Source organism: Mycolicibacterium sp. SMGY-1XX (genome assembly GCF_059132455.1).
Genome location: NZ_CP101139.1, coordinates 5,706,041 through 5,725,225, shown reverse-complemented (window position 1 = coordinate 5,725,225; position 19,185 = coordinate 5,706,041). Strand labels below are relative to the sequence as shown.

At 67.4% G+C, this 19,185-nt stretch carries 21 protein-coding genes; 12 read left to right on the top strand and 9 right to left on the bottom strand.

Annotation, left to right across the window (positions count from 1 at the left end; all coding sequences use genetic code 11):
- The first annotated feature begins 9 nt into the window (after positions 1–9).
- The 3 genes from NL241_RS27330 to NL241_RS27320 all read left to right on the top strand — a co-directional run bounded on the left by NL241_RS27330 (position 10) and on the right by NL241_RS27320 (position 2,546).
- Positions 10–606, top strand: a complete 597-nt coding sequence (locus NL241_RS27330) for a TetR/AcrR family transcriptional regulator (RefSeq protein WP_487692941.1) — start codon at positions 10–12, stop codon at positions 604–606.
- A gap of 72 nt (positions 607–678) precedes the next feature.
- Complete coding sequence (locus NL241_RS27325; RefSeq protein WP_494395559.1) at positions 679–1,842, top strand: NAD(P)H-binding protein; 1,164 nt, start codon at positions 679–681, stop codon at positions 1,840–1,842.
- Positions 1,839–2,546 carry a CPBP family intramembrane glutamic endopeptidase gene (locus NL241_RS27320; protein ID WP_494395558.1) on the top strand — a complete coding sequence of 236 codons (708 nt, stop codon included), beginning with the start codon at positions 1,839–1,841 and terminating at the stop codon, positions 2,544–2,546. The genes NL241_RS27325 and NL241_RS27320 overlap by 4 nt, the downstream gene beginning before the upstream one ends.
- Positions 2,547–2,617: 71 nt before the next feature.
- Here NL241_RS27320 and tet(V) read toward each other — a convergent pair whose 3' ends face one another.
- Positions 2,618–3,856 carry a tetracycline efflux MFS transporter Tet(V) gene (gene tet(V) / locus NL241_RS27315; RefSeq protein ID WP_494395557.1) on the bottom strand — a complete coding sequence of 413 codons (1,239 nt, stop codon included), beginning with the start codon at positions 3,854–3,856 and terminating at the stop codon, positions 2,618–2,620.
- A 376-nt stretch (positions 3,857–4,232) separates the two neighbouring features.
- A complete protein-coding gene (locus NL241_RS27310; RefSeq protein WP_487692945.1) occupies positions 4,233–5,054 on the bottom strand; it encodes an enoyl-CoA hydratase in 822 nt (273 codons plus the stop codon).
- Positions 5,055–5,154: 100 nt separating this feature from the next.
- Between NL241_RS27310 and NL241_RS27305 the strand changes: the two genes are divergently transcribed.
- The 3 genes from NL241_RS27305 (at position 5,155) to NL241_RS27295 (ending at position 8,073) form a co-directional block, all read left to right on the top strand.
- Positions 5,155–6,240 (top strand): CaiB/BaiF CoA transferase family protein, encoded by a 1,086-nt coding sequence (locus NL241_RS27305; RefSeq protein ID WP_494395556.1) that lies wholly within the window; start codon positions 5,155–5,157, stop codon positions 6,238–6,240.
- A 72-nt stretch (positions 6,241–6,312) separates the two neighbouring features.
- Positions 6,313–7,065 carry a 3-hydroxyacyl-CoA dehydrogenase gene (locus tag NL241_RS27300; protein WP_494398399.1) on the top strand — a complete coding sequence of 251 codons (753 nt, stop codon included), beginning with the start codon at positions 6,313–6,315 and terminating at the stop codon, positions 7,063–7,065.
- A gap of 15 nt (positions 7,066–7,080) precedes the next feature.
- The gene (locus NL241_RS27295) at positions 7,081–8,073 is read left to right on the top strand and encodes an NAD(P)H-dependent flavin oxidoreductase (RefSeq protein WP_487692947.1); all 993 of its coding nucleotides are present in this window, start codon (positions 7,081–7,083) and stop codon (positions 8,071–8,073) included.
- Positions 8,074–8,176: 103 nt separating this feature from the next.
- Here the strand turns inward: NL241_RS27295 and NL241_RS27290 are convergent, their stop codons facing one another.
- Together NL241_RS27290 and NL241_RS27285 are read right to left on the bottom strand one after the other, a co-directional pair.
- Positions 8,177–8,302: a hypothetical protein gene (locus tag NL241_RS27290; RefSeq protein ID WP_487692948.1), complete on the bottom strand. Its 126-nt coding sequence runs from the start codon at positions 8,300–8,302 to the stop codon at positions 8,177–8,179.
- 204 nt (positions 8,303–8,506) lie between these two features.
- Entirely contained in the window at positions 8,507–9,043 is a 537-nt protein-coding gene (locus NL241_RS27285; protein WP_487692949.1) for a DoxX family protein, read from the bottom strand.
- 182 nt (positions 9,044–9,225) lie between these two features.
- Here NL241_RS27285 and NL241_RS27280 point away from each other — a divergent pair, with 182 nt between their 5' ends.
- From NL241_RS27280 to NL241_RS27270, 3 genes are read left to right on the top strand one after another with little or no spacing between them, the layout of a single operon-like run.
- Positions 9,226–11,499: an MMPL family transporter gene (locus NL241_RS27280; RefSeq protein ID WP_487692950.1), complete on the top strand. Its 2,274-nt coding sequence runs from the start codon at positions 9,226–9,228 to the stop codon at positions 11,497–11,499.
- Complete coding sequence (locus tag NL241_RS27275; protein WP_487692951.1) at positions 11,500–12,180, top strand: TetR/AcrR family transcriptional regulator; 681 nt, start codon at positions 11,500–11,502, stop codon at positions 12,178–12,180.
- The gene (locus tag NL241_RS27270; protein WP_494395555.1) at positions 12,177–12,803 is read left to right on the top strand and encodes a class I SAM-dependent methyltransferase; all 627 of its coding nucleotides are present in this window, start codon (positions 12,177–12,179) and stop codon (positions 12,801–12,803) included. Before NL241_RS27275 ends, NL241_RS27270 begins: the two co-directional genes overlap by 4 nt.
- A 9-nt stretch (positions 12,804–12,812) precedes the next feature.
- Here NL241_RS27270 and NL241_RS27265 read toward each other — a convergent pair whose 3' ends face one another.
- Positions 12,813–13,529: an SIR2 family NAD-dependent protein deacylase gene (locus NL241_RS27265; RefSeq protein WP_494395554.1), complete on the bottom strand. Its 717-nt coding sequence runs from the start codon at positions 13,527–13,529 to the stop codon at positions 12,813–12,815.
- Positions 13,530–13,566: 37 nt separating this feature from the next.
- On the opposite strand from NL241_RS27265, the gene NL241_RS27260 reads away from it, so the two are divergent.
- Complete coding sequence (locus tag NL241_RS27260) at positions 13,567–13,929, top strand: Rv1152 family transcriptional regulator (protein ID WP_487692954.1); 363 nt, start codon at positions 13,567–13,569, stop codon at positions 13,927–13,929.
- Between the two features lie 29 nt (positions 13,930–13,958).
- Here the strand turns inward: NL241_RS27260 and NL241_RS27255 are convergent, their stop codons facing one another.
- Positions 13,959–14,792 (bottom strand): class I SAM-dependent methyltransferase, encoded by an 834-nt coding sequence (locus NL241_RS27255; RefSeq protein ID WP_494395553.1) that lies wholly within the window; start codon positions 14,790–14,792, stop codon positions 13,959–13,961.
- Between the two features lie 215 nt (positions 14,793–15,007).
- Between NL241_RS27255 and NL241_RS27250 the strand changes: the two genes are divergently transcribed.
- Positions 15,008–15,451: a PPOX class F420-dependent oxidoreductase gene (locus NL241_RS27250; protein WP_494395552.1), complete on the top strand. Its 444-nt coding sequence runs from the start codon at positions 15,008–15,010 to the stop codon at positions 15,449–15,451.
- A gap of 101 nt (positions 15,452–15,552) precedes the next feature.
- Positions 15,553–15,738: a DUF5302 domain-containing protein gene (locus NL241_RS27245; protein ID WP_487692957.1), complete on the top strand. Its 186-nt coding sequence runs from the start codon at positions 15,553–15,555 to the stop codon at positions 15,736–15,738.
- An 81-nt stretch (positions 15,739–15,819) separates the two neighbouring features.
- On the opposite strand, the gene NL241_RS27240 is transcribed toward NL241_RS27245, so the two are convergent.
- The 3 genes from NL241_RS27240 to NL241_RS27230 form a co-directional block, all read right to left on the bottom strand.
- Positions 15,820–17,058, bottom strand: a complete 1,239-nt coding sequence (locus NL241_RS27240; protein ID WP_487692958.1) for an MFS transporter — start codon at positions 17,056–17,058, stop codon at positions 15,820–15,822.
- Between the two features lie 66 nt (positions 17,059–17,124).
- A complete protein-coding gene (locus NL241_RS27235) occupies positions 17,125–18,759 on the bottom strand; it encodes a monocarboxylic acid transporter (protein WP_494395551.1) in 1,635 nt (544 codons plus the stop codon).
- Positions 18,756–19,133, bottom strand: a complete 378-nt coding sequence (locus NL241_RS27230; protein WP_494395550.1) for a DUF485 domain-containing protein — start codon at positions 19,131–19,133, stop codon at positions 18,756–18,758. The genes NL241_RS27235 and NL241_RS27230 overlap by 4 nt, the downstream gene beginning before the upstream one ends.
- Positions 19,134–19,185: the final 52 nt, after the last annotated feature.

Genomic DNA, 19,185 nt, shown 5'->3' with positions numbered 1-19,185 from the left:
CATGGGGAGGTGACCACCCTCAGTCGGCCCGGCGGCCGCACCGCCGCCGTGCGCGACGCCGTCCTCGCCGCCACCGGCGACCTTCTCGTGGAGCGTGGGCTCGAAGGTGTGGAGCTCACCGAAGTCGCGCAGCGCGCCGGCGTCGGGAAGTCGACCGTTTACCGGCGCTGGGGGACCGTGCCCGCACTGGTGGCCGACCTGCTGCTCGACATGGCTCAGACGTCGTTGCCGCGCGCCCACACGGGCACCCTGCGCGGCGACCTGCTGGCGAACGCCGACCTGATCCGGCGCACGCTGAACGATCCGCGCCAGGGCCGGCTGTTCAAGGCCGTCATCGCCGCTGCCACGTGTGATGCGGATGCGGCCGAGGCGCTGGAAGGCTTCTACGCGGCCCGGCTCGACGAGCTGGCCCCAGTGGTGGCCGACGGTATCGCCCGCGGCGAAGCGCCCCCGGGCACCACCCCCGCGGACGTCATCCGCTACGTCTCGGCTCCGCTGTACTACCAATTCCTCACCACTACCCGGCGGCTCACCCGCCGCGACGCCGAGCGCAGCGTCGACGCCGCCCTGGCCGCCGTCCAGGCCGGGGTGTTTGTCCACACCTGAACCGGACCCGAGTCGGCGGCGGTGTCCTAACTCACGTACGTAGCCGTCGGTCCGGCTGGGTAACCCCTGAAGGTGAAAGCAAAGCGGATCTTGGTCACGGGTGCTACCGGCTATATCGGGTCTCGGCTGGTAGCGGCGCTGCTGGCAGACGGTGATGAGGTGGTTGTCGCCACCCGCAACACCGACAAACTGGCGGCGTTCGGGTGGTCCGACGAGGTCCGCTCCGTCACCCTGGACGCCGGCTCGTCCGATTCGGCGGCCCTCGCGCTGGCCGAGGCCGGCCCCGTCGACGTCATCTACTACCTGGTGCACGGGATCGGGCAGCCCGACTTCCGTGAGCACGACAAGGTCGCCGCGAGCAACGTGGCCCGGGCCGCCGCGAAAGCCGGCGTGGGCCGCATCGTCTATCTGGGCGGTTTCGTGCCCGACGAGGACACCCTGTCGGATCATCTGGCCAGCCGCGCGGAGGTGGCCGAGGCCCTGCACGTCGAGGGTGGCCCAGAGGTGGTGTGGCTGGGGGCGGCGGTGATCATCGGCGCCGGATCCACGTCGTTCGAGATGGTTCGCTACGTGGGTGACCGGTTACCGCTGATCCCGCTGCCGTCGTGGGTGGACCACGCCATCGATCCCATCTCGATCCGCGACGTCCTGTACTACCTGCTCGCGGCCGCCGACCCGGAAGCGGTGCCGGCCGGCTCCTACGACATCACCGGGCCGGACACCACGACCTACCGCGGGTTGATCGGCGGATACGTCCATGCCGCGGGCAACCGGCGGGCCGGTCTACCGCTCAACGGCTGGCATGAGGCGCTGATCCCCAAGTCGCTGACGGCCTGGGTGGCCGGCAACGTGGTGCCGGTGCCGACGGGGCTGGCGGTGGATCTGATCGCCTCGCTGGATCACCCGATGACCGCATCCGATTCCCTGCTGCGGGACGTCGTCGCCGATCCTCGCGGGGGTCTGACGCCGATCGATGACGCCATCGCGGCGTCGGTGGCCTCGCCGCCGCCTCGGCCGGTGGACCGCCTGGCGGACCCGCATCACCTGGCCGACAGTGACGCCGCCTGGGCCGGGGGAGATCGGCTACGGTTACGACGGGTGCTCGGCGCTGTCACACCGCCGGTCGCCCGGCCGGCACTCACCCTGCTGTCGGTGGTACCCAAACCGCTTGCGGCGGTGGCACGTACCGGTTTGGACCTGATGGTGGGCCTGATACCCAAGGCGGATCCCGCGTGACCCAGACAATCAGCCTGCGCGACGAAATCCTCGGCGTGCTGACGAATGTGGCTGTGCCACGGACCGAGCCCCCGGCGGTGGTGCGCAGGCGGCGGATCGTCGTCGCGGCGGTGCTCGTGTTCGGTGCGGTGACGTTGGCCGTGTCGTTGAACCAGGAACCGGGTGACCCCGCGTTCTACTGGTTGACCTTCCTGCTCGCCGCGATCTGGGCCGGTGGCGCCTTGCTGTCCGGGCCGATGCACCTGGGCTGTGTGTCCTGGCGCGGCCGCAGTCAGCGGCCGGTGCTCACCGGGATCGGAATCGGGCTGCTGGTCGGCGGCGCGTTCTTGATCGGGGCGCTGATCGCGCGGGAGATCGACCCGATCGCCGAATTCATCACGCGGGTCCTCCTTTTCGCCAACCAGGGTGCACTGTGGCTGGTGGTGGTCATCACCCTGGTCAACGGTGTGGCCGAGGAGCTGTACTTCCGCGGGGCGCTGTACACCGCCCTCGGTGATCGCGCGCCGGTGGTGATCTCCACCGTCATGTACATCATCGCGACCTCCGCCAGCGGCAATCCGATGCTCGGCTTCGCCGCCATCATCCTGGGCGCCGTATGCGCCCTGGAACGCCGCGCCACCGGCGGCGTGCTGGCGCCGATGCTGACCCATCTGGTGTGGGGCCTGATCATGGTGCTCGCGCTGCCGCCTCTGTTCGGGGTCTAGGAACCGCGCGCCGAGACTGCGGGCAGTGTGCAGATTTCGGCGGAAACCCGCACTGTGTGCAGTCTCGGCGCTCAGTCCAGCGGGTGATCCAACTCGTCGCGCGCCATCCGCGCCGACAGCCACGCGATCGCCGCGATCACCACCGGCGTCACGCCCGCCACCAGGAAGATCACCTCCATCGAGATCACCTTCGACAGCGGCCCGGCGATCGCCATCGACACCGGCATGAACGCCAGCGACACGAAGAAGTCCAGGCTCGAGACCCGGCCCAGCATCGCCGGCGGCACCCGCCGCTGCAGCAGCGTGCCCCAGATGACCATGCCCGCACCATCGGTGACGCCCACGAGGAAGCTGGCGATCATCATCCACACGAACGAGTGCGTCCACCCGATCACCACCAACGGCAGGGAACCGGCACCCCACATCAGCATCATCACCGTCAGGTAGCGCCGCGGCAGCTGCCACGACGACACCCCGAGTGCACCGAGGGCGCTGCCGACACCGAACGCCGCCAGCACGAACCCGTACATCTGGGCGCCGTGCTCGAACCGCTCACCGGTGATGAACGGCAGGAGCACCTCGATCGGCCCGATCACCAGCAGCACGAACAAGCTGGCGAACAACAATGTCGCCAACAGCCACGGGGTACGCACCATGAACGTGAACCCCTCACGCAGATCGGCCAGCGGATGCTGCCTGTCCGACTTCTCCACGGTGCTGCGCACGCCGCGGGTCGACACCAGCAGTACCAAGCTGATCGCGAAGAGCACCGCGACGATCACCGCACCGACAGTGGGGAAGGTGGCGCCGATCAACAGACCGGCCAGCGCCGGGCCCGCCGCCCGCTGCAGCACCGGGCGCATCACCCCTTCGACTCCGTTGGCGGCCAGTAACTGTTCGGCGGGCAGGATCCGCGGCAGGTAGGCACTGTAGGCCGGGAAGAAGAACGCCGCCGCGATGCCGAGCGCCGTCGCTGCCACCGCCATGTGCCAGACCTGCAGGACCGCGAGCAGGCCGAGTGCGGCCACCGCCGTCACCGCGATCAGGTTGACGACCTCGACCGCAATGATGATGGTGCGCTGGGGAATTCGATCTGCGGCGATACCGCCCACCAGAACGAAGGCCACCAGCCCGCCGCCCAGACAGGCCGCCACCAGAGACAGCGCCGCCGGATCGTTGTCCAGTGCGATCACCTGCAGCGCCATCACCACGGCCCACATGCCTTCGGCGAGGATGGTGATCGACACCGCGGCGATCAGTAACCGGTACTCGCGGATACGGAAGGGCGCCAGCACACGCCAACCGTGCATCGTTGCGGCCGGCCCGTTTTCGCCCTCGTGCCTCGGGCTCGACGACCGGCTGTGTTGGTTTGCGGCCGGCCCGTTTTCGCCCTCGTGCCTCGGGCTCGACGACCGGCTGTGTTGGTTTGCGGCCGGCCCGTTTTCGCCCTCGTGCCTCGGGCTCGACGACCGGCCGTGTTGGTTGGCGGCCGGCCCGTTTTCGCCCTCGTTCCTCGGGCTCGACGACCGGCCGGCGGGTGCGCGCACGTCGCGCACCTTCGGCTGATGGTCGGTCTCGATACCCATCGTTCGATGGTCGCCGACGGACCCCCAACGCGTCCAACGATTTTCGCGCGGTGTGGGAGTGTGACCGGCGCTGGAGCGGCGGTCACACTCCACACACCCCTCAGCTGTCGGTGAAGGTGGGGGTGCGGCGCTCCTGGAACGCCTTGATGCCTTCCTTGAAATCGGTGCCGTGCAGCAACGCGATCTGCCCTTCGGTCTCGCGGCCCAGCGCCGGGTCGAACTCGGTCAGTGTCGCGGCGTTGATCGCGTCCTTGGTCTTGGCCAGTGACACCGCCGGACCCACACGCAGCGTCTCCACCACCTTCGCGACCTCGGCGTCGAACTCCGCAGCCGGGTACACGTTGCTCACCAGGCCCCATGCGAAGGCTTCATCGGCCGAGATCCGCTCGGCCAGCAGCGCCATCCGCATCGCCCGGGCCCGACCGACAGACGCCGCCACCAGCGCCGAGGCGCCGCCGTCGGGCATCAAGCCGATCTTGGTGAACGCCAGCATGAAAAACGCCTTGTCGCTCGCGAGGACAACATCACCGGCCAGGGCCAGCGACACCCCCACTCCGGCGGCGGGCCCCTGGACCACCGAGACCACCGGGCGCGGCAGGTTGACGATCGAGCGCACCGCGCGATTGGCCAGGTGCAGCACGTCGACGGGGTCGCCGCCGGCTTCGCTGCTGCCGGGGTCGTCCGCGCCGATACCGGCACCCGAGCTGAAGCCGCGGCCCGCGCCTCCCAGGCGCGCCACCTTAACCCGCGGATCGTTGGCGGCGGCTTCGAAGGTTTCGGCGATACCGGCCAACACCACGGCATTGAGGGAGTTGAGGCTCTCGGGCCGGTTGATCGTCACCGACAGCACGCCGTCGGTGAGATCGACGAGCAGTCCGTCGACGGCTTCCAGGTCATCCAGAACGGCATCGCGCGTTGTCATACGCACACTAAAACACAGCCCACCCGTCGGTTGGTTGGGAGCGATTGACAAGATGCACAGTGATCGCGAATACACACCTTCACCGAAAGGGCGGGACATCGTGGCCGGACCATTACAGGGACTTCGTGTCGTCGAACTGGCCGGGATCGGTCCCGGCCCCCACGCGGCGATGATTCTCGGCGACCTCGGAGCAGACGTCGTCCGCGTCGAACGCCCCGGAGCCGGGCGTAACGGGATCCGCGACGCGATGCTGCGCAACCGGCGCTCGGTGACTGCCGACCTCAAGTCCGAAGAGGGCCGCGAGCTGCTGTTCAAGCTGATCGCCAAGGCCGACGTGCTGATCGAGGGGTTCCGTCCCGGGGTCACCGAACGGCTCGGGCTGGGGCCCGAGGACTGCGCCAAGGTCAACGAGCGGCTGATCTACGGCCGGATGACGGGCTGGGGGCAGACCGGCCCGCGGGCATTGCAGGCCGGCCACGACATCAACTACATCTCGCTCAACGGCGTGCTGCACGCCATCGGCCGCGCCGGTGAGCGGCCGGTACCGCCGCTGAACCTGGCCGGCGATTTCGGTGGCGGGTCGATGTTCCTGCTGCTCGGCATTCTGTCGGCGCTGTGGGAGCGGCAGACCTCCGGCAAGGGCCAGGTGGTCGACGCCGCCATGATCGACGGCTCCAGCGTGCTGATCCAGATGATGTGGGCGTTCCGCGCGGCCGGTCAGTGGTCGGACGTCCGGGGCACCAACATGCTCGACACCGGCGCGCCCTATTACGACACCTACGAAACGGCCGATGGGAAGTACGTCGCCGTGGGCGCCATCGAGCCGCAGTTCTACGCCCAACTCCTGGCCGGCTTGGAGTTGGATCCGGCGGAGCTGCCGGGCCAGAACGACATCACCCGCTGGCCGGAGCTCAAGGCGATCTTCACCGAGACATTCCTGCAGCACGACCGCGATCACTGGGCCAAGGTGTTCGCCGGCACCGACGCCTGCGCCACGCCGGTGCTCTCGTTCGCCGAGGTCCTCGATGAACCGCACATCGCCGAACGCGACACCTTCTACGACGCGGGCACCGACGGGCTGCAGCCCCGGCCCGCGCCGCGCTTCTCCCGCAGCGTGCCGGAGACGCCCACGCCGCCGCGGGAGCCGGGAGAGGACACCGAGGCTGTGCTGCGGGACTGGACGTAAGCCGTAACCACCAGCTAGAAAAGAACCAACCAACCAGTGGGTCGGCGTAGCCGATCAGGAAGGAACATGCCAGTGGAGATCAAGGACGCGGTAGCAGTGGTGACCGGAGGTGCCTCCGGTCTGGGCCTGGCCACCACCAAACGCCTGCTCGACCGGGGTGCCTCGGTGGTGGTGATCGACCTCAAAGGTGAAGACGCCGTCAAGGAACTGGGTCAGCGGGCCCGCTTCGTCGAGGCCAACGTCATCGACCCGGAGTCGGTGACCGCGGCTCTGGACATCGCCGAAGAGCTCGGCCCGGTGCGCATCAACGTCAACTGCGCCGGTATCGGCAACGCCATCAAGACCCTGGGCAAGGACGGGCCGTTCCCGCTCGACGGGTTCCGCAAGGTGGTCGAGGTCAACCTGATCGGCACCTTCAACGTGCTGCGGCTGGCCGCGGAACGGATCGCCAAGACGGAACCCATCGGTGAAGAGCGCGGCGTCATCATCAACACCGCCTCGGTTGCCGCATTCGACGGCCAGATCGGCCAGGCCGCCTACTCGGCGTCCAAGGGCGGCGTCGTCGGTATGACCCTGCCGATTGCCCGCGACCTGTCGCGCGAACTGATCCGCGTGGTCACCATCGCCCCGGGTCTGTTCAAGACCCCGCTGCTGGGTTCGCTGCCCGAAGAGGCGCAGGCGTCGCTGGGCAAGCAGGTGCCACACCCGGCCCGCCTCGGTGACCCCGATGAGTACGGCGCGCTGGCCACCCATATCGTGGAAAATCCGATGCTCAACGGCGAAGTGATCCGCCTGGACGGCGCGATCCGCATGGCGCCCAGGTAGATCGGGGGGAATTCGATGGCTCTCAAGACGAAGTTCACCGAGGCATTCGGGGTCGAGCATCCCATCGCCCAGGGCGGTATGCAGTGGGTCGGTCGCGCGGAACTCGTTGCGGCCGTGGCCAATGCGGGTGCGCTGGGGTTCATCACCGCGCTGACCCAGCCGACGCCGGCGGATCTGGCGCGCGAGATCGCCAAGACGCGTGAGCTCACCGACAAGCCGTTCGGGGTGAATCTGACGATCCTGCCGGCGATCAACCCGCCGCCGTATGACGAGTACCGCCAGGTGATCGTCAACGAGGGTATCAAGATCGTCGAGACCGCAGGGTCCAACCCCGCGCCGCACCTGCCGATGTTCCACGACAACGGCATCAAAGTGCTGCACAAGTGCACCTCGGTGCGGCATGCCGTGAAGGCGCAGAGCCTGGGTGTGGACGGCATCAGCATCGACGGGTTCGAATGTGCCGGTCACCCGGGTGAGGACGACATCCCGGGTCTGGTGCTGATCCCGGCGGCGGCCAAGCAGATCGAGATCCCGATGATCGCTTCCGGCGGGTTCGCCGATGCCCGCGGCCTGGTGGCCGCACTGGCTCTCGGCGCCGACGGCATCAACATGGGGTCACGGTTCATGTGCACCGTCGAGTCGTGCATCCACCAGAACGTCAAGGAAGCCATCGTCGCCGGTGACGAGCGGGGCACGGAGCTCATCTTCCGCTCGCTGCACAACACCGCCCGCGTCGCGTCCAACGAGGTGTCGCGCGAAGTGGTCGACATCCTGCGCAAGGGTGGGCAGTTCGAGGACGTCAAGGATCTGGTGGCCGGCGTACGCGGCCGCAAGGTTTTCGACGACGGTGACATCGACGCCGGAATCTGGACGGTCGGGACGGCCATGGGGCTGATCAACGACATCCCGACAGTCGGTGAGCTGGTCAGCCGCATCGTCTCGGAGTCCGAGGAACTGATCACCGGCCGGCTGGCGGAGATGGTGGCCGGCGACAAGGTTCCCGCCTAGCCCCGCGAGGGGGGTCGGGCCTTCGGCCAGGCAAACCACATAAGTCGGGCGCGCTCACACATCCGAGAGGATGTGAGGGCGCGCCCGTTGGTTGTCGGAACTGCTAGCTGGCGAGCGGATGCCAATCTTCGAGCTGCTCCGAAGTCTCGCCTTCCACCAGGAAATCGCCATGGTAGAGGGCGTCGAAGTCAATCTTGATGACATCAGCGTTGGTGTCGTCGATCCACATGACACTGACTTTATGGGTCACTATTAAGAGGACTTTGAGTCACGGTTCTGAAAACGGTGGCAATTATTACTCCCCAGTAGTCTGACTCGGGAGTCAGATCTGAAACGTGACCGTCATCACACAGTTCTGGCAACGCTGAAATCGACAAAAAGTCGGCTCTACCCTCGCAAAAACGCGCCCGTTGTCGCGTGTGGGCGACGCGGCTCAGGAGCCGGGTGGGGCCTCGAGGTGCAGCGGGTTGACGCCGTTGAGCAACCACCAGGTCGCCACGGCCGCAGCGATCGCGACGACCAGCAGCACCACGCACACCAGAGTGGGCCACTGCGCCCGTCCCCACAGCAGCTCATCCAGCGAGAACCTGCCGGCGCCGGTGAACAGCAGGGCGATCGCCCCGACGGCGAGCAGAAACGGCACGTTGAACGGCTCCGCCCACACGACATCCCCGGAGACGTTCGCGGCCCAGGCATCCAGCATCGCGGCCGTCACGGCACAGGCCGCCAGAGGTGTCAGGATGCCGAGCACCAAGGCGATACCGCCCAGGAGTTCGGTGGCGGTCACCATGATCGCCGCGAGTGTCGCGGGCTTCCACCCGGCCTCACCCATGAACCCGGTGACGGTGCCGAAGTCGGTGAGCTTGATGGCACCGGCCTGGATGACGGCCGCGCCGGCCCCGAGGCGAAGGACAAGCAGCCCGAAATCGCTGGTGGCCGCACTGGTGCGGATGTCGACGTCGCTGACCATGTGGAGAAAGCCTATTGGTGGGGCGACTTTTTTGTCAGGCTTGTGGTGCAACGCAGTCTCTTCATTCAACGCGGTGATTCTGGACGTGGCCACCTACACCAGGTAAGGGTGGGCTATATTCACGCCGTTAACTTATCGGTGATAAGTTCGGCGCCCATCGGGGTGCCGGGAAGGAACCCAGCGTGCTGCACCGAATAGCGCTGATGGCGATCGCCGCCCCGCGGCGGATCCTCGCCGTTGCCGTCTTGTTGATGATCGGCGCGGCAGTATTCGGCGTGCCCGTCACCAAGAGCCTGTCGGCCGGCGGATTCCAGGACCCGACGTCGGAGTCCGCACGAGCCACCCAGGTGCTCAACGACACGTTCGGTGTGGGTGCCATGCAACTGGTGTTCACCGTGACCGCGCCCGGCGGCGCCAGCGGCCCCTCGGCGCGGGCCGCCGGCACCGACATCGTCAAGGTCATCGAGGCGTCGCCGCACTCTGCGGACCTGGTATCGGCGTGGACGTCGCCGTCGGCGGTCGCCAAGGATCTGATGAGTGAAGACGGGTCGTCGGGACTGGTGGTCGCCGGTCTGTTCGGCGGCGAGAACGACGCGCAGAAGTATGCGGAGACGCTGCTCGAGACCATCAACGCCGACGTCCTGCCCAACCACCCGGATGTCGAGGTCACCGCAGGGGGCGCGGCGGTGGTCTACTCGCAGATCAACAAGCAGACCGAACACGACCTGCTGCGGATGGAGTCCATCGCGATCCCGCTGAGCTTCCTGGTGCTGGTCTGGGTGTTCGGTGGACTGCTGGCCGCGGCATTGCCGATGGCGGTCGGCGCGCTGGCCATCGTCGGGTCGATGGCGGTGCTAAGAAGCATCACCTACTTCACCGACGTATCGATCTTCGCGCTGAACCTGTCGATCGCCATGGGCCTGGCCCTGGCCATCGACTACACCCTGCTGATCATCAGCCGTTACCGCGATGAACTGGCCGACGGCGTGGAGCCCCATCAGGCGCTGATCCGCACCATGGCCACGGCCGGTCGCACCGTGCTGTTCTCCGCGGTGACGGTGGCGCTGTCGATGGCGGCGATGGTGCTGTTCCCCATGTACTTCCTCAAGTCGTTCGCCTATGCGGGCATCGCGACGGTGGCGTTCGCCGCGTTCGCGGCGATCGTGGTGACCCCGGCAGCCATCGTGTTCCTCGGTGATCGGCTCAACGCGCTGGACGTGCGACACCTGTTCCGCCGCGTGTTCCGCCGTCCTGAACCGGTCGCGAAACCGGTCACCGAGCAGTTCTGGTACCGCTCGGCCAAAGCGGTGATGAAACGGGCGGTCATCATCGGTGTCGCCGGCGTGGCGTTGCTGCTGTTGCTCGGGGTGCCGTTCCTGGGCGTCAAGTGGGGTATGCCCGACGACCGTGTGCTGCCCCAGTCGGCGTCGGCGCATCAGGTCGGAGACGAGCTGCGGCAGAACTTCGCCAACAACTCCGACACCGCGGTGACCATCGTGCTGCCCGACGTGCAGGGCCTCAACCCGCCGGACCTGGAAGGGTACGCCGCTGATCTGTCCCGTGTGCAGGACGTGACGGCGGTGACGGTGCCGACTGGGACGTTCGTTGCGGGGCAGAAGGTCGGCCCTCCCGCGATGGCCACCGGTTTCGCCGACGGCAGCGCCTATCTGACCGTGGGCAGCTCGGCGACGCTGTACTCCGATGCCTCCTCCGCCCAGCTCGATCGGTTGCACGAGGTGCCGACACCTGGCGATCGGGCCGTCGAGTTCACCGGTGGGGCCCAGGTGAACAAAGACAGCGTCGACGCCATCATGGAGCGGTTGCCGTTGGTGCTCGGCGTCATCGCTGTCATCACCTTCGCCCTGTTGTTCCTCTTGACCGGCAGTGTGGTCCTTCCGCTGAAAGCCCTTGTGCTGAACGTCCTTTCGCTGACGGCCGCATTCGGGGCGCTGGTGTGGATCTTCCAGGACGGGCACCTGGGCGCGCTGGGCACCACGTCGACGGGCACGCTGGTGGCCAACATGCCGGTTCTGCTGTTCTGTATCGCCTTCGGTCTGTCCATGGATTACGAGGTGTTCCTGATCTCGCGTATCCGCGAGTACTGGGTGGAGAGCGACCAGACACAGCAGGACGTCGACGAAAGTGTCGCGCTCGGTCTGGCCCGCACCGCAAAAGTGATCACCGCGGCCGCGCTGGTCATGTCGATCTCGTTCGCCGCGCTGATCGCCGCGGAGGTGTCGTTCATGCGGATGTTCGGACTCGGCCTCACGTTGGCGGTCCTCGTCGACGCGACCCTGGTGCGGATGATGCTGGTGCCGGCGTTCATGCATGTCCTCGGCAGATGGAACTGGTGGGCACCCAGGCCGCTGGTGAAGCTGCACCAGAAGATCGGGATCAGTGAATCGGGGCCGCCGCCGGTGCGGACCCCGGCGTCATCGGTACCGGACAATGGCTAGGTGAGTATCGGCCCGTTGACGAGAAGACGCCGCGCTCCCCGTGGTTCGGGTGAGCTGCTCCGCGACGAGATCATCGACGCGGCCACCGACCTGCTGTTGGCCACCGGCCACGCACGGGACGTGTCGATCCGTGCGGTCGCCGAGCGGGTCGGGGTCACCTCGCCCTCGATCTATCTGCACTTCGCCGACAAGGAGACGCTGCTGGACGCGGTGTGCGCCCGCTACTTCGAGAAGTTCGACGAGGAGATGCAGCGCGCCGCCGCCGAGCAGATCAACAGCCTCGAGATCCTGCGTGCCCAGGGACTGGCCTACGTCCGGTTCGCCACTCAGACCCCGGAGCTGTACCGGATCGCGACGATGGGTGAGGGCCGGCCGGGCAGCGATGTGGACGAGACGCTGGTCAGCTCGGCGTTCGGTCACATCCGCGACTCGGTGCGGCAGCTGATGGACGAGGGGATCTACGCGCACGAGGATCCGACGACGGTGGCGCTGGAGTTGTGGACGGCGGCCCACGGTGTCGCCGCCCTGTTGATCGCCAAACCGTACCTGCCGTTCGGGGACATCGACGCGTTCGCCGACCGGGTGTTCAGTGCGGTGTGCGCGGGCCGGATCGTGGCCGGCATCGTGGGCCCCGATTCGACCCCCACCCAGACCGTCGACTGGTTGTTCGGGCGGTCATGAGTACGGTCGACAACCCTTTCTTCGCTCGTTTGTGGACCACGCTGTCGGCACACGAACCCGAGGTCATGACGGAGTTGCGCCGGGAGAACCTCGCCGGCCTCGGCGGCCGGGTGCTCGAGGTCGGCGCAGGCACCGGTACCAATTTCGCCTTCTACCCCGGCACGGTGGCGCAGGTGGTGGCCGTCGAGCCGGAACCGCGCCTGGCCGCTCGTGCCCGGCGAGCGGCCGCGGCGGCGCCGGTGCCCGTGGAAGTCAGGGAGTGCACCGTCGAGGGCCTGGCCGGCGCCGAACCTTTCGACGCGGTGGTGTGCTCGCTGGTGCTGTGCTCGATCGACGATACCGAACATGTGCTACGCCAACTGTTCTCACAGCTGCGTCCCGGTGGGGAGCTGCGTTACCTCGAGCATGTGGCCAGCGGTGGTGCGCGCGGTGTTCTGCAACGTGTCGCCGACGCGACGGTGTGGCCGCGGCTGCTGGGCAACTGCCACAGCCACCGGCACACCGAGACGGTGATCCGCGGCGTCGGATTCGCCGTTCAGAGCTCGCGGCGTCAGTTCGCCATGCCGGCGTGGGTGCCGCTGCCGGTGTCGGAGTTCGCGCTGGGCCGAGCCATCCGGCCGTAGGTTCCGGCCTCAGGTGCCCAGCAGGTCGGGCAGACGCTGCAGCAGGGTCGGCAACGCGGTGCTGGCGTTCTCCCGCAGCGCGATGGTGGCGCTGCTCGACAGCGGGGTGGGTTCAGGGTTGACCTCGACCACCACGGCGCCGCGCGCCAACGCCAGCTCCGGTAGCCCGGCGGCAGGGTAGACCACCGCGGAGGTGCCCACCACGACCACCACGTCGGCGGTGGTGACCGCCTGCACCGCGGCGTCCCACGGCCCGTCCGGCAGGCCTTCCCCGAACCACACGATGTCCGGCCGGATCAGTCCACCGCAGCCGCAGGTGGGCGGCGTCAACTCCAGCACCGGCTCCGGCACGTCCTCCAGTGGCCCGGTGTACACGGAAGCGCAGCTGTCACAACGAAACTCGAAGAGGCTGCCGTGCAGATGGTGCACCGGTGAGCTGCCCGCCCGTTCGTGCAGATTGTCGACGTTCTGGGTCACCACCGTCACATCTGCGTGGTCCTGCCAGGCCGCCAGCGCGCGATGCCCGTCATTGGGTTCGGTGGCCCGCACCAGGTGATGGCGCCACAGGTACCACGCCCACACCCGTTCCGGGTGTTCCTGCCAGCCCTGGACAGAGGACAGTTCGTACGGGTCGAACTTCGCCCACAGGCCGTTCTTGTCGTCGCGGAAGGTCGGCACGCCGCTTTCGGCGGAGATGCCGGCGCCGCTGAGCACTGCAATGCGCACCCAACCAAAATAGCTGGCCTGTTGGATACTGTTTCCCGTGGAGTTGGGGGAGTGGCTGCGCGTTGATCCGCAGGCGGCTAAGCCGTTGTTCGATCAGTTGAGAACACAGATGATCGACGGGATCCGGGACGGACGGTTACCGCCGGGCACCCGTTTGCCCACGGTCCGCGAACTCGCGGGGCAACTCGGCCTGGCGGTCAACACCGTCGCCAGGGCCTACCGCGAGCTGGAGGCGGCGGGCATCGTCGAAACGCGAGGGCGCTTCGGCAGTTTCGTCGCACGCGCGGATCCGGCCGACGCGGCCATGGCGGCGGCGGCGCACACCTATGTGGAGACCGCCCGCACGCTCGGTCTCGACAAGGCCGCGGCGTTGCGGTACCTGGACCTGGCCTTCGACTGAGGGGGCTCAGCCCGAAGTCGGCGAGGTGTTCAGCCGAATTCGAGCAGGGTGAAGGAGGGGCGCAGCCGGTGCAGCGCGGGGTTGTTGAACACACCGCTGATCACCGCGTTCATCACCAGGCCTCGGCCGCGGGGGGTCGGCATGTCGTGCACGGCGGTGACACCGGGAATGGTGTGGGCGAGTTCGGCCAGTTCCGGCACCGTCCTGGAGAACGGCATCGGCGGCATGGTGTAGCGGCGTGACGGTCGCAGCCAGCCTTTTTTCGCCAACCCGGCGAACCACGGCGGGGCCAGATCGAAGACCATCTGCCCGCCGGGGAACCGGCGTGCGCACTCGGCGATCAACCCCAGAGCCTCGTCGGGCTGCAGGTACATCAGCAGGCCCTCGGCGGTGATGAACACCCCGGTCGACGGATCCACCTGATCCATCCAGCTGTAGTCCAGCGCCGACTGAGCCGCCGTCGTGATGCGCGATGAGGTGGGCAGCAACTGTTCGCGGATGTGCACGATCGGTGGGAAATCCACTGTCAGCCAACGGAACCGGGCCTCGGGCAAGGCGGCGTCGAGACGCCAGAAGCTGGTCTGCAGCCCCTCCGCGAGCGCCACCACGGTTGCCTCGGGGTGCGTCCGCAGGTAGTCCTTCGTGGCCAGGTCGAACGCCTTCGCCCGGATCGCCATGTCCTGGCGGCTGGTCTGGCCGAACTTCGCGAAGTCGAAGTCGATCGAATCTCTGAGCCGAACCGCCACCGGGTCGTCGATGATCGCGTCGGGCCTGCGGGCCTCGGCAGCCCGCACCGCCAGCGTCAGTAGGGCGGTCTCGGATACGCCGGTCAGTTCCGCTTTGTGCCGTGTGGTCTCGTCCATCGCTGTCGAGCGTACCGACGCCCGCGTCAGCCGAAATTCCACCAGCGTCATGCTCGGGCGGTTCCGGCGGAACCGTCCGATCCGGTCCAGTGGGCTTGAACTCAGAACGTCCGGACCGGGGCGGCACAAACGCCGTCGAGGATGCCCCGATGCCAAAGCCGTCAACGGTTGCTCGGGCATCTACCGGCGGGCGGGACTTTGAGTAGGCTCAGCAGATGACCCGACAGGTTTTCGACGACAAGCTCCTGGCCGTGATCAGCGGCAATTCGCTTGGAGTGCTGGCGACGATCAAGCGTGACGGGCGTCCGCAGCTGTCCAATGTCTCCTATCACTTCGACGCTCGCAACGTGGTGATCCAGGTGTCGATCACCGAGCCGCGGGCCAAGACGCGCAACCTGCGACGCGATGCGCGTGCGTCGATTCTGGTGAGTTCCGATGACGGCTGGTCGTATGCGGTGGCCGAGGGCGACGCCGTCCTCACACCGCCCGCCGCCGACCCGCACGACGAGACCGTGGAAGCGTTGGTTGTGTTGTATCGCAACATCGCTGGTGAGCATCCGGACTGGGACGAGTACCGCGAAGCCATGGTGACCGACCGCCGGGTGGTGCTGACCCTGCCGATCGCCCACCTCTACGGCATGCCGCCGGGTATCCGCTGACCCCGATCCCAGGAGCGTGCGACTCCCCGGACGCAGACGCCGTCGCGTTTTATGGTTTGCGCACGTCCGTGCTGGTGGGAAAGAGCGCTAGGCTGTGCGCTATGGCTGACGAAGCGGGCCCGGACGAACTTTCCGAAGACGACACCAAGCGCAAGTTCCGGGAGGCGCTGGAACGCAAGAAAGCCAAGTCGTCTACCGGCGCCGAGCACCGTGACGGCGGCGCCAAGCAGCCCAAACAGCATGGGCCCGTCGAGAACCGTCGCGAATTCCGCCGCAAGAGCGGCTGACCCGGTAGCCACCTGAATCGTGTAGCGCTCTTGGGATTTTGGCGCGCTGACAACCGCTCAGCGGTTGAAAACGCGCCCAAATCACTCGCTGCGGCGCTCCAGACGCAGGATCGCCACCAGACAGAGGACGGCCAGCACGCCGACGATGCCGGCGAACACCTCGCCGGTCAGCTGTAGACCCCAGTGCTGGGCGGCGGCGCCGAAACCGATCACGGGTAGTGACAGCGCCACGTAGGCGACAAGAAAGTACGACGAGCTGACTTCGGCGCGGCGTTCCGGCGGGGTGCACTCCGACACCGCGGCCAGGCCGCGGCCGAAGCTCAGGCCCTGGCCGATACCAGCGACGGCCCCGGCGACGATGAGCCCCCACAGTGACGAGAACCGAAGGGCGACAACGAGCATCACCATGGCGACCACCAGCACCGCACTGCCCACGGCCACCGCGCGCTTCGGCGCAACCAGCAGCGCGACCGGTTGGGTGAAGGCAGCAGCGAGCACCATCAGCCCGGCCACCGCCCCGGCGACCGCGTGGTTGTGCACTCCCATGAGGTTGGCCACCAGCGACGGCACCACCGAGGCGAACAGGGCATTGACCGCGAAGCCCGCGAACGCCGCCGTGGCGGCGACGACGAACACAGACCGGGTCTGCGGTGGCACCGCCAGCCGCTGAATCCCGATACGGCCCTGCCGTTGTGACGTCTCCGGGGCCAGCAACAGCGCTATCACCGCCAGGAGTACCAGCGCGGTGTGCAGGGCGAAACTGAGCTCCAGCGGGGACGGGGCGTACTGCACGAGTAACCCGGCGACCACACTGCCCAGACCCAGGCTGCCGAGGTTGGCGACGGTGGCCACGGCGGCGGCGCGGGGACGCCACTTCGGGGAGGCGGCCTCGATGATCGCCGCGGTGGCGGTGCCGGCGAAAATGCCCACCGACAAGCCCGACAGTGCGCGGCCGATCAGCAGGACGGGAATCGATTCGGCGGTCAAGAACGTCACCGAACTGGCAATGGCCAGCACGGCGCCGGCAACGAGCATCGGCCGCCGCCCGATCGCGTCGGACCACCTGCCGAAGAACAGCAGCGCCGACAACACCGCACCCGCGTAGGTGGCGAAGATGATCGTGGTGGTGAGCACCGAGAACTGCATCCGCTCGCCGTACACCTCGTACATCGGGGTCGGGAGCGTGCCACCTAGCATCACCACCGTCAGCGCATAGGTGATCAGCGCAAACCCGTGACGGCGCCGCGGACGCGCGTCAACCGCTTCCTGCAATGTGGCCACGGACTGATCCAACGCGGCCCGGTGCGGTGTGCTTCCCACCCGAGATCCCATACCCACAAAGACGGCGGCAGACCATCCGGTCCGCCGCCGCCTTCGTGAGGGGTCTTAGTGAGCTACTGCTTTTTCGGCGCCCACACCGGTCAGGGACCGCACCTCCATCTCGGCGGCGATCTCCGAACCTTCGCTGTGCTTGGAGGTCAGGGTGCCGACGATGCCGAGGATGAACGCCAGCGGGATCGACACGATGCCCGGGTTGGCCAGCGGGAACCAGGCGAAGTCGGCGCCGGGGATCATCGCCGTCTTCGCCCCGGAGACCGCCGGGGAGAACACGATCAGCACCAGCGTGGAGATCAGGCCGCCGTACATGCTCCACAGCGCGCCGCGGGTGTTGAACCGTTTCCAGTACAGCGAATACACGATGGTCGGCAGGTTGGCCGCCGCGGCGATGGCGAAGGCCAGCGCCACCAGGAAGGCGACGTTCTGTCCGTTGGCCAGGATGCCGAGGCCGATGGCCAGGACGCCCAGCACCACCGCGGTGATCCGGGAGACCTTCACCTGTTCGTCTTCGGTGACCTTGTGTGACTTCAGGACCGAGGCATAGATGTCGTGGGCGAACGACGCCGACGCGGTGATGGTCAGGCCCGCGACCACAGCCAGGATGGTGGCGAAGGCGACGGCGGAGATGACGCCCAGCAGGACCACACCGCCCAACTCCAGTGCCAGCAGGGGAGCCGCGGAGTTGACGCCGCCGGCCGCACCGAGGATCCGGTCCGGGCCCACCAGCGCCGCGGCGCCATACCCCAGCACCAGGGTGAACAGGTAGAACGCGCCGATCAGGGCAATTGCCCACACCACGGACTTGCGCGCTTCCTTGGCCGTCGGCACGGTGTAGAACCGCATCAGCACGTGCGGCAGGCCGGCGGTGCCGAGCACCAGGGCCAGCGCCAGGGAGATGAAGTTGATCTGTGAAGTCAGCGAACCGCCGTACTGTGCGCCGGGGGCCAGTACGTCACGGCTGGCCACACCCTCGGTGGTGGCACTGGAGATGGCAGCCTGGGCCGAGCCGAGGATCTCGGAGAAGTTCAGCCCGAACTTGGCCAGAACCATCACGGTCATCAAACCGGCGCCGGCGATCAGCAGAACGGCCTTGATGATCTGCACCCAGGTGGTGCCCTTCATGCCGCCGACGAGGACGTAGACGATCATCAGGACGCCGACGACGGCGATGACCACCGACTGGCCGCTGCGGCTGTTGATGTTGAGCAGCAGGGCCACCAGTCCGCCGGCGCCCGCCATCTGCGCCAGCAGGTAGAACAGCGACACCGTCAGCGTCGAGGTGGCGGCGGCCACCCGGACGGGCTTCTGCTTGAGCCGGAAGCTCAGCACGTCGGCCATGGTGAATCTGCCTGTGTTGCGCAGCAATTCGGCGACCAGCAGCAGAGCCACCAGCCAGGCCACCAGGAAGCCGATGGAGTACAGGAAGCCGTCGTAGCCGTACACGGCGATGGCCCCGGCGATGCCGAGGAAGCTGGCCGCCGACAGGTAGTCGCCGGCGATGGCGATGCCGTTCTGCGGGCCGGAGAAGGCACGGCCGCCGGTGAAGAACTCATCAGCGGTGGCGTTGCGCTTGCTGGCGCGGATCACCACGATCATGGTGACGACGACGAACAGGGCGAAGATGCCGATATTGGCCGCCGGGTTACCGACGGTCTCGGTGGCGGCGAGGAGAGTCCGATTCACTGGAGCGGTCCTTCCAGCTCTTCACGGATGGCCGCGGCGCGCGGGTCCAACTCACGGTTGGCGAAACGAACGTAGAGACCGGTGATGACGAAGGTGGACAGGAACTGGCCGAGTCCGATGATGAGGCCCACGTTGATGTTGCCCCAGACCTGGGTGGCCATGAAGTCGTGGGCGAACGCGCCGAGCAGGACATAGACGCCGTACCAGATGAGGAAGAACGCCGTCATCGGGAAGACGAAGCGGCGCAGGCGGCCCTTGAGCTCCTGGAACTCAGGGCTCGCCTGCATGGCGATGAACTCTTGGCCGGTGGGGGCCGGCCGACTTTCGGTGGTGGACACCGCGGGTGCTCCTGACTGGTCGAATGTGAACCGCATATGTGCGTGAGCGTATTGAGACTCACGTCACAACCGAAGTGTTTCCCCAGGT